This window comes from Rhabdothermincola sp. (assembly GCF_036846205.1).
Lineage (GTDB): Bacteria > Actinomycetota > Acidimicrobiia > Acidimicrobiales > Acidimicrobilacustridaceae > Rhabdothermincola.
On record NZ_DAIUCK010000169.1, the window covers coordinates 1 to 3,010 of the forward strand.

The 3,010-nt window shown below is 71.9% G+C and carries 3 protein-coding genes and 1 pseudogene; all 4 read left to right on the plus strand.

Features of this window, described 5'->3' with window-relative positions; all coding sequences use genetic code 11:
* Positions 1-249 (plus strand): hypothetical protein (locus V7004_RS15520; protein WP_334145137.1); only part of this gene is annotated, 249 nt, incomplete at its 5' end.
* A gap of 3 nt (positions 250-252) precedes the next feature.
* Positions 253-1,764 (plus strand): methionine--tRNA ligase, encoded by a 1,512-nt coding sequence (metG, locus tag V7004_RS15525; RefSeq protein WP_334145138.1) that lies wholly within the window; start codon positions 253-255, stop codon positions 1,762-1,764.
* Between the two features lie 18 nt (positions 1,765-1,782).
* The gene (locus tag V7004_RS15530; protein WP_334145139.1) at positions 1,783-2,544 is read left to right on the plus strand and encodes a TatD family hydrolase; all 762 of its coding nucleotides are present in this window, start codon (positions 1,783-1,785) and stop codon (positions 2,542-2,544) included.
* 209 nt (positions 2,545-2,753) lie between these two features.
* Positions 2,754-3,010: pseudogene (locus V7004_RS15535) on the plus strand (hypothetical protein); the annotation flags it as partial.

Sequence of the window (3,010 nt, forward strand, 5' to 3'; positions counted from 1 at the left end):
GGTCTGGCCGGGGTGGCGGTGGCAGGGATGGTGCTCGGTGTTCGCGACGTGCTCGACGGCCCGGACGAGGAGGAGCCGGTGGTCGAGCTGCGGCCCGACGACGCCGAGCCGGGTGATCGATGGGTCACGTTCGTGTACGTGCCCGGCCTGCCGGCGCGCAGCCGGATCGTGGTCCGCCCCTGGCTGGCACCGGATGCGTCGGGGTGTGCGACCGGTTCGTCGGGGTGTGCCGCGGCCCGTAGCCTGTGAGCCGTGCCGGGCCGCTTCTACGTGACCACACCCATCTACTACGTCAACGACGTGCCCCACATCGGGCACGCGTACACCACCGTCACCGCCGATGCGCTCGCTCGCTGGCACCGACTGATCGGCGACGACGTCTTCTTTCTCACCGGCACCGACGAGCACGGGCTCAAGGTCGCACGCGCCGCCGCGGAGCGCGGGCTCGAACCGCTGGCCCACGCGGACGCCACCAGCGAGCGCTTCCGCGAGACCTGGCGGCTGCTCGACATCTCCAACGACGACTTCATCCGCACCACCGAGCCCCGTCACCACCGCAGCGTGCAGGCGTTCCTGCAGCGCATCTACGACAACGGCTGGATCGAGAAGGGCACCTACGCCGGCCTGTACTGCGTGTCCTGCGAGGCCTACTACACCGAAGCCGACCTGATCGACGGCAACTGCCCGATCCACGGCAGGCCGGTGGAGTGGCTCGAGGAGGACAACTGGTTCTTCAAGCTCTCGGCCTTCGAGGAGCCCCTGCTCGAGTGGTACGCCGCCGAGCCCGACGCGGTGCAGCCGGAGGGCAAGCGCAACGAGGCGCTCGGCATCATCCGCCAGGGCCTGGCCGACATCTCCATCACCCGCACCTCGATCCGCTGGGGGGTGGAGGTGCCCTGGGACCCCGAGCACGTGTTCTACGTCTGGTACGACGCGCTGGTGAACTACGTGACCGGCATCGGCTTCGGGAGCGACCAGGAACGCTTCGAGCGCTGGTGGCCGGCGGTGCACCACCTGATCGGCAAGGACATCCTGCGCTTCCACTGCGTGTACTGGCCGGCCATGTTGCTGGCCGCGGGCCTGGCGCCCCCGCACCGCATCTTCGTGCACGGCTTCCTCCTGGTGGGCGGGGAGAAGATGAGCAAGACCCGCCTCAACCAGATCTTCCCGGCCGACCTGGTGGAGGAGTTCGGCGTTGACGGGTTCCGCTACCAGTTCCTGCGCGACCAGCCGTTCGGCCCCGACGGCGACTTCTCCTACGAGGGGATGGTCACCCGCTACAACACCGACCTGGCGAACAACCTGGGCAACCTGCTCTCGCGGGTCGCCACGGTGGTGGCCAAGAAGTGTGGTGGTATCGGCCCCGCCCCCCGGCCCGACAGCCCCCTCGCGACCCTGGCGGCCGAGGTGTACGAGGCGACCGCCGGCGCCTGGGCCGAGGTCGCCCCGTCGCGGGCGCTGGAGGCCACCTGGCGGCTGGTGCACGACGCGAACGCGCATCTCGAGGCCAACGAGCCCTGGAAGATGGATCCGGGCCCGGAGCTCGACGCGGTGATGGGTGACGCACTGGAGGTGCTGCGCATCGTCGCCGTGCTCGCGCACCCGGCGGTGCCCCGGACGACCGAGGAGATCTGGCGGCGCATCGGCCTGGCGGGCTCGCCCGCCGACGAGCGGTTGCCGGACGCGGCGACGTGGGGCCGGTATCCCGGTGGCCTGCCGGTGGAGAAGGGCGCGCCGCTGTTCCCCCGCATCCAGGCCGGCTGATCGCGAAGGCGGTCCCTCGTGCGCTGGATCGACCACCACTGCCACCTCGAGGCCGGCCCATCCGGTGACGCCCTCGTCGCCGAGGCCCGGGCAGCGGGGGTGGCGCGCCTGATCGTGGTGGGCACCGATGGCGCGCAGAGCCGACAGGCGGTGGAGGTGGCAGCTGCGCACGAAGGGGTCTGGGCGACCGCCGGTGTCCACCCCCACGACGCCAGCGGCGGTCTCGACGGGATCGCCGAGCTGCTCGACCGGCCGGAGGTGGTGGCCGTGGGGGAGTGCGGCCTGGACTACCACTACGACCACTCGCCCCGGCCGGTGCAGCGGGAGGTGTTCGCCCGCCAGATCGGCCTGGCGCACGAGCACGACCTGGCGCTGGTGATCCACACCCGCGAGGCCTGGGAGGACACCTTCGAGATCCTGGCGGCCGAGGGCGTACCCGAGCGGGCGGTGCTGCACTGCTTCACCGGCGGCCCGCGGGAGGCCCGGCGGGCGTTGGATCTGGGCCTGTCGCTCTCCTTCAGCGGCATCGTCACCTTCAAGCGGGCCGATGACCTCCGGGAGGCGGTGGCGTGCTGCCCGCTGGAGCGGGTGCTGGTGGAGACCGACAGCCCGTACCTCGCGCCGGAGCCGCACCGCGGCCGTCCCAACCGCCCGGCCCTGGTCCCGCTGGTGGGGGCGGCCGTGGCTCGGGCGGGTGGCTGGTCGGTGGAGGAGGTGGCCGAGACCACCTGGCGGAACGCCGAGCGCCTCTACCGCCTCCCGCCGTCGCCCGCCTCCTGAGCGGTCACGGACGCCGATCCCGCCACCGGGGATCGGCGCCGGACCACGGCGAGGGAACCATGACGGAGCGGAGACGAGCGTGTCCCTCCGTTGACGTTCGTCACAGGGACGTTGCGAAAGTTGCGGTTCGGTTACGGGCCTCCTAGGGTGCGCGCCAGTGCCTCGGGCGGAGTAGGGCCTTTCCGGCCTTTCCTGGGGCGTACGCAGTCATGGATCCCCACAACCACCAGCCCCAGCGGCGCCGGTTCTTCTACGGCGCCCTGGGAGCCATCTTCCTCGGCTCCCTCGCCGTCGCCGTCCTGCCGGTCGCGCAGGCCGAGCAGACGGTCGAAGCCGGCGCAGGTGACCCCAGCGTGCTCCCGCTCGCACCCGAGCCCAGCGGCCCCGTGACCGAGCCGCCCACCACCAGCTCGCCCGTCGAACCCACCTCCACCACCGCGGCCCCGACCACCACCGGGCCGAAGGC